This is a genomic window from Candidatus Dedyshia acidiphila (assembly GCF_051025295.1).
Classification (GTDB): domain Bacteria; phylum Acidobacteriota; class Terriglobia; order Terriglobales; family Acidobacteriaceae; genus KBS-83.
Genome location: NZ_JBMGJV010000016.1, coordinates 78,199 through 84,802, shown reverse-complemented (window position 1 = coordinate 84,802; position 6,604 = coordinate 78,199). Strand labels below are relative to the sequence as shown.

The 6,604-nt window shown below is 58.2% G+C and carries 6 protein-coding genes; 5 read left to right on the top strand and 1 reads right to left on the bottom strand.

From position 1 onward, the window contains the following. Together AC5IJH_RS08915 and mobF are read left to right on the top strand one after the other, a co-directional pair. Window positions 1–1,410, top strand: a 1,410-nt coding sequence (locus AC5IJH_RS08915) for a type IV secretion system DNA-binding domain-containing protein (RefSeq protein ID WP_491902460.1), incomplete at its 5' end; no start/stop codon positions are given. 8 nt (window positions 1,411–1,418) lie between these two features. Then, complete coding sequence (mobF, locus tag AC5IJH_RS08910) at window positions 1,419–4,202, top strand: MobF family relaxase (protein ID WP_491902459.1); 2,784 nt, start codon at window positions 1,419–1,421, stop codon at window positions 4,200–4,202. A gap of 30 nt (window positions 4,203–4,232) precedes the next feature. Here mobF and AC5IJH_RS08905 read toward each other — a convergent pair whose 3' ends face one another. Then, window positions 4,233–4,559 carry a helix-turn-helix domain-containing protein gene (locus AC5IJH_RS08905; protein WP_491902464.1) on the bottom strand — a complete coding sequence of 109 codons (327 nt, stop codon included), beginning with the start codon at window positions 4,557–4,559 and terminating at the stop codon, window positions 4,233–4,235. Between the two features lie 155 nt (window positions 4,560–4,714). On the opposite strand from AC5IJH_RS08905, the gene AC5IJH_RS08900 reads away from it, so the two are divergent. The 3 genes from AC5IJH_RS08900 to AC5IJH_RS08890 are packed head-to-tail and all read left to right on the top strand — an operon-like array spanning window position 4,715 to window position 6,601. Beyond that, a complete protein-coding gene (locus AC5IJH_RS08900) occupies window positions 4,715–5,626 on the top strand; it encodes an AAA family ATPase (RefSeq protein ID WP_491902458.1) in 912 nt (303 codons plus the stop codon). Beyond that, entirely contained in the window at window positions 5,613–6,104 is a 492-nt protein-coding gene (locus AC5IJH_RS08895) for a hypothetical protein (protein ID WP_491902457.1), read from the top strand. The genes AC5IJH_RS08900 and AC5IJH_RS08895 overlap by 14 nt, the downstream gene beginning before the upstream one ends. Further along, entirely contained in the window at window positions 6,101–6,601 is a 501-nt protein-coding gene (locus tag AC5IJH_RS08890) for a hypothetical protein (RefSeq protein ID WP_491902456.1), read from the top strand. Before AC5IJH_RS08895 ends, AC5IJH_RS08890 begins: the two co-directional genes overlap by 4 nt. Window positions 6,602–6,604: the final 3 nt, after the last annotated feature.

Here is a 6,604-nt window from a genome sequence, read left to right as displayed (position 1 = left end):
GAGGTAGTCAAAGGCGATGGCGTCGGCTTCAAAACCGATGACATGAAGGAGATGATTCGTATACCGGCGCGGGCCGAGGCCCAGCACATGCAGTTCATCGGTGATACGGGCGCGGGTAAGTCCGCCCTCATGTTCCAGGTACTCCGGCAGGTACAAAGCCGGGGCGATTCGGCCATCGTATACGACCCGGCACGGGAGTTTGTGAAGCGGTTCTACGACCCGGCGCGTGGGGATGTCATTCTGAATCCTCTGGACAAGCGCTGCCCGTATTGGGGGCCAGCCGAGGAGCTGCGCAGCCGCTCCGAAGCGAAGGCGTTGGCCGTCTCATTGTTCCAGCCGCCGCAGGATCGCAAGGGCGAATTCTTTATCGAGTCCCCACAAAAGATCTTTGCCTTCCTGATGGCGTATGGGCCGACGCCGGACGAGTTGGTGCAATGGATGTCGAACCCAGATGAGATTGACCGCAGGCTCAAGGGCACCGAGCACGCACATTTGATTGACCCGCAGGCTCACCAGCAGAGGGCAGGCGTTCTCGGCTCCCTGGGATTGGTTGCCGATAGTCTTCGTCTGTTGCCGAAGAAGGCCGAGGGTAACGGCACATGGACCGCCTCCGATTGGGCGGAAAAACGCCAAGGATGGATCTTTCTTACCTCCCGCGCAGCCGAGCGCGAAGCGCTACGGCCATTGCAGAGTCTTTGGATTGATTGGCTGGTTTTGCGTCTGCTCAATGAGCCGACCAAAGGACAAAAGCGTGTCTGGTTTTTGATTGATGAGTTGGCGAGCTTACAGAAGTTGCCGCAACTTCACACCGCGATCACCGAAGGACGTAAGGGCCAGAATCCGGTCGTGCTTGGCTTTCAGGGCAAGGCACAGGTCGAGTATCTGTACGGGCACCTGGCCGAGGTGATGCTCTCGCAGCCCGCGACCAGCGTTTGGCTCACAACCAAGGAACCAAACGCCGGGGAGTGGGTATCGAAGTTCATCGGTAAAGTAGAGATCGAGCGACTACGCGAGACACACTTCGACGGTACGAGGGCTGGGCGCAATTTCACGATGGATAGGCAGGTCGAGCCTCTGGTTCTGGAGTCCGAAATCTCCGGGCTCCCAGACCTCCACGCCTTTATGAAGTATCAAAATTATGTGACCTACTTCTCGTTTCCGTACTTCGATATGCCGGAGATCGCCAAGCCCTTTGAACTGCGAGAGCGGCCTGACGACAAGCTCCCGTATGGCCCGAAGAACATACGGAGCGGCAAGCCGGAGCCGTCTTCCTCGGAGCTGAAGCAGGAGCCAGAACCCTCCGCTCCGCCACCCACACCCAATGAGCCTGCAACATCACAAGCGGTACAGCCGGAGCTTCCGCTCACCGCAGATGTCCACGAAGAACAGAACGTCATCACGCACGGTTAGGAGTTGCCATGCTGAATATCTCGAAGCCGCTCTCCGCCAGCCAGGCACAGACCTACCACGCCAAGGAGTTCACCGCCGCCGAGCAGAACTACTGGAAGCAAGGCGACACGATACAAGGTGAATGGCATGGAAAGCTGGCCGATGAGTTTGGTTTGTCGGGGGCTGTTGGCGCAGCGGAGTTCGCCCGTCTCTCCGAAGGCCAGCACCCGGAGACCGGCAAGCAGTTGGTGTCGCATCGCGTCGTTCATGAATACAAGAACGCAGACGGGAAAACGGTGTCGCCGGTCGAACACCGCGCCGGTTGGGACGCGACCTTCTCCGCGCCGAAGTCCGTCTCTCTTACTGCGCTTGTCGGCGGTGATGACCGCGTGCGTGAGGCGCATCGCGAGGCCGTCAACGTCGCCCTAAACGAATTGGAGAGATACACGCAGGCTCGCATCGGCGGGAACAGTCCTGCCGAAACGACCGGAAAGTTCGCGGCGGCCAAGTTTGAGCATGACACCGCTCGTCCGGTAGACGGTTACGCCGCCCCACAGCTCCACACGCACGTCGTCGTCTTCAATATGACGGAGCGCGATAACGGCAAAATGCGGGCTTTGCAACCACACGCTCTCTTCGAGAGCCAGCAGTTTGCCACCGCTGTCTATCAATCCCATCTGACCTATAAGTTGCGTGATCTCGGCTATGAAATCGAAGCTGGCAAGAGCGGCGCACCCGACGTGAAAGGTTTTACAGCAGCCTATCTTGAAGCATCCAGCCTACGTCGTCAGCAGATCGAAGAGGCGCTGGGTCGCAGCGGTTTCTCCGGGCCGGAGGCCGCACAGATCGCGGCACACAACACCCGCGATAAGAAGGTCATCTTGTCTCCCGCTGAAATCCTGGCCGCACACAAACAGATTGCCGATGAGTTCGGCAACCAGGCCGAAAGGGTTGTGGCTGAGGCGCGGCAGCGCCGGATGGAACAGACACAAGAGCGCCTTCCAAACGAAAGACGGCAGCAGGTACGGGAGGCTGTCACCTTCGCCCGCGATAAAGGCTTCGAGCGTGAGGCCGTCGTAGACGAACGCGCTCTCTACGTGGACGCGTTGCGCCGGGGCATGGGCGAGATGACCTACCCGGAGGTCCGCGCCACCTTCGAGGCGCGTGTTGCCTCCGGCGAGTTCAAACAGATCCCCGACGATGGCTCCAAGGCCGGGCGCAGGTTCACCACCGCGGCGACCATCAAGGCTGAAAATGAAATCATCCAGAAGGTTCAAGATGGACAGAGCCGCGCACCACAGATCATGGCGATTGAGAGCGCCATCCCGCTAGCGGACTCGCGCCCGCATTTCAATGCCGCTCAAAAGAGGGTGGTTGAAGAAGTTCTCACGTCGTATGACCGGGTGCAAGGGCTTCAGGGGCGGGCCGGATCAGGTAAGACCTCAGTTTTGGCCACCATACGCGAAGGAGCCGAGAAGAACGGCTACGCCGTCGAAGGTTTTGCGCCGACATCGCGTGCTGCGAAGCAGCTCCGTGATGCTGGCATTAAGGCTGACACGTTGCAAGGCTTCCTCGCGGGCGGCGGCCTGCAGGCCGCCGGCGATCCCGCGAACAAGCATCTTTATATGGTCGATGAATCCTCTCTGGCATCGACGCAACAGATGCGCGATTTTCTCAACAAGGTTGGTCCGCAGGACAAGGTTTTGTTGATTGGCGACACGCGCCAGCATCAGGGCGTCGATGCCGGAAAGCCATTCGAGCAGTTACAGGAAGCGGGCATGAGGACTGCGCAGCTTGACCAGATCATGCGTCAGAGGGACGCTGGACTCCTGAGAGCTGTCGAGCATCTGTCCAACAATGAAACGGCTCTCGGTGTCGAGATGCTTTCACAACAGGGACGTATCACTGAGATCGTTGGCCCGCAGCAACGAGTCGCGGCAATCGCGAAAGAGTATGCTGCGCATCCTGAAAACACGTTGATCGTCTCGCCCGATAACGCCTCCCGCCGCGCCATCAATCAGGCCGTGCGGCAGGAGTTGCAGACGCTTGGCGTCGTAGACGGCAAAGACCATTCGATGCGCGTGCTCACGCCGCGCAACGATATGACGGGGGCAGACCGCGAGTGGGCCGCACGCTATCAGTCAGGAGATGTTCTGCATTACGTCCGCGGCAGCAAAGAGCATAGCATCGAAGCCAGAACCTATGCCCAGGTTGTTGCTACGAACCCGGCTGACAATCTCGTCACCGTGCGGAAAGATGATGGCCAGCAGGTGACCTATGACCCCTCACGATTGCGCGGCATCGCCGCGTACCGCGAGATCGAGCGCGAGTTTGCGATTGGAGACAAGATCCAATTCACGGCTCCGTCGAGAGACTTGCAGGTCGTGAATCGTGACCTCGGCACCATCCAGCACATCAAAGATGGCAAGATTAGCGTTCGCATGGACGGGACAAAAGACAGGATTGTGCGCTTCGACGCGAACGACATGAGACACCTCGATCACGGCTACGCCGTCACGTCGCATAGTTCACAGGGACTCACTTCCGAACGGGTGATTGTCAATATGGACACCGACGTTCATCCGGAGCTGATTTCCAGCAGATTCGCTTATGTATCGGTCTCTCGCGCCTCGCACGACGCGCAAATTTATACCAATGATGCTGCGAATCTCGCAGAAAGCCTGAGCCGAGACGTGTCCAAAACTTCAGCTATGAGTGCGCTCGGGAAGCCGTTAGAAAACACCGTCGTCCATACGGGCCACGCGATGGCTCCGAACGATGCAACCGCGCTTGGTCGCAGCCTCTCCCTCTGACTGGCTTCTCGACAGCAGGAAAGGATGCAGTTATGTCCGCGCTTTCCGCGTCAGCTCCTGGATATAGCTCATTAGGTGCGCACGTTGCCCATCATCAAGCTCAAGGATTTGGCGAACCAGATGCGTTGTTGAATTAGCCGGGTCCGTCGGAGATTCGGCATCACTCGCCCATCCCGCCCACCGCGCCAACGTGAGGAAATCCAGCCGGTAGATCTCTGCGAGTTCCAACAGAACGACAGGATCGGGTTGGCGGATCAGGCCACGTTCTACCTGCGAAAGATATGCGCTCGATCTTCCAGTTCGTCTCTCCACTTCACGCAATGAGAGTTCGTTGTGCTCACGAGCCCGCCGAAGCACAGCTCCTACTGCGGGAACTGTATTACGGATGTCGGCCTGCAACGCAGCTGCAGGATTCTCCTTGGACGCCTTTGCTCGACTCTTCACACGAAAGTTGTACTTGCAGCAATCGCATTTGCATAGTACTTCTGCTCAGTGCAAAGGAACTTTGCAAAATGAACGTAGCCGATATTGTCACGACAAACCGCCTCATGCCCGACCAGGATTATGAACATCTCTGGGATTCCATCATCGTTGAGCAGTCGATCAAGGACCGACTGCTCCGAACGGCGGCGCTTAGCCTCCAGCTTCGAAGTCGTCTTCCCTTCGAGACGACTGCTCTGCACGGGCTTGCGCTCCTCTATGGACCACCTGGCACCGGCAAAACAACCCTCGCGCGTGGTCTGGCTCAGCAGCTCGCACCGCTCACGGCCAAAAAGAAGGCCCGCCTGATCGAGATTAATCCACACGGTCTGATGAGCGCCGAACACGGTCAGAGTCAGAGGCGGGTCACCGACCTGCTGACGGAACATATCCCGTCGATTGTCGATGACCACATTCCCGCCGTCGTCCTGCTGGATGAAGTCGAGTCGATGGTTGTCGCGCGCAGCGAAGCGTCTCTGGCGGCAAACCCAGCGGATGTCCATCGCGCCACAGATGCAGTGCTAACCGCAATTGACGCGAACGCTAAGGCACTCCCTCACGTTCTTTTCGTCGCCACCAGCAATTTCACTGGCGCGGTTGATTCTGCCTTTCTGTCCCGCGCTGACATCGCGATTCATGTGCCAGCGCCAAATGCCGCCGGGGTTGCCGCTATTCTCCGTCACACACTTGGGGAGATGGCCAAGGCCTTTCCCGAACTCGCCCAACTTGCCTCCGACCATCGCTTGGAGACCGTCGCGAAGACTCTCGTCGGTCTCGACGGCAGACGCATAAGGAAGACTGTCACGGAAGCGATGTTGGGTCGTTTGGATACAGTCATCGATCCAGGCGCTCTCACCATCGATGATCTGAAGTCTGCTGCGGGCAGAGTTCACACAGCCGAAGACACAAAATCTAAGGAAGGAGTAAAAAATGGAACGCACTAGGTTCATTGCTGCCGCTCCAATCAGAAGCGCGTCGGAAGCCTGGGAGATAGTTTGCCAGTTGTTGACGAGTACCTTAGAGCGTAGCTCGTCGGTTCCTTCGGGGAGTGTCGCCGCCGAACTGCAAAGGCTCAAGGGGCTAGGTCCGGCTCTCATCGCTGGTGGTCATCTCGAAAAAACGGGGCTACTGCTGGCAGATGTAGAGCTGGATGTATCCATCAATATCCTGACCGGCGATGCGGCGCTTGATGTAAAAGAAAACCTCAACCCGATTCCAGGCGGCGCGTCCGCTACGAGCGGATGGAAGATTTACCTGCAAGAACCCGGCCCGCTATCTACCGCTCTCAGCGCAGCGGTCAAGGGATCGTCGCACCTGTCCATTGGGAAAGCCCAGGCTTCGACGAGGACTGTGAAGATCGAAAATCCCATGAATCCGTTGATCGACATGGACGCGCTTCGCCGTTTGGGAGGCCGGTCATGACTACCTCCGTTTCGACGTACACCCGCGTCCAGACTGCTACGCATCTTGCTGATGTGGTTCTCGGCTCCATTGCGGACATACTCGCAACACTGGGGGTCGATGCAACGCGCGTATTCGCGGATTGGGATACGGATCAGAAGGCTATCGCTGCGTGGATTACGGAAGGGTCGCTTTCGACAGTGATCTTGGAATGCCATCAACCGAATGGCACAGTCTCGCCTATCTTCGAGTTTCCAGTAGCGTACGGATTGACCGGCGAGGGAGACCGCAAGTTCACTGCGGATCGGGCCGCACTGGCTCGGTATCTCGCGAAGCTGAAGACAGTACCGACCGGCACGGTCCATCGGATTTTCTGCTCTTTCAAGGGGCCTCGCTCGGCACAGCAAGGCTGGGGCACCGGCAACAGGGCCTCTGTCGAAGGGATGCGCTCCTACAGTTTTGGGACGCTTGCGGCAGGGCCACATGCAAGCACCGGGCTACGTTACTTCAACAAGTGAGGC

Bases quoted from the DNA above. Each gene is read 5' to 3' on its own strand.
- AC5IJH_RS08895 (WP_491902457.1), top strand. From the start codon at position 5,613: ATGGAACGCACTAGGTTCATTGCTGCCGCTCCAATCAGAAGCGCGTCG.
- AC5IJH_RS08900 (WP_491902458.1), top strand. From the start codon at position 4,715: ATGAACGTAGCCGATATTGTCACGACAAACCGCCTCATGCCCGACCAG.
- mobF (WP_491902459.1), top strand. From the start codon at position 1,419: ATGCTGAATATCTCGAAGCCGCTCTCCGCCAGCCAGGCACAGACCTAC.
- AC5IJH_RS08890 (WP_491902456.1), top strand. From the start codon at position 6,101: ATGACTACCTCCGTTTCGACGTACACCCGCGTCCAGACTGCTACGCAT.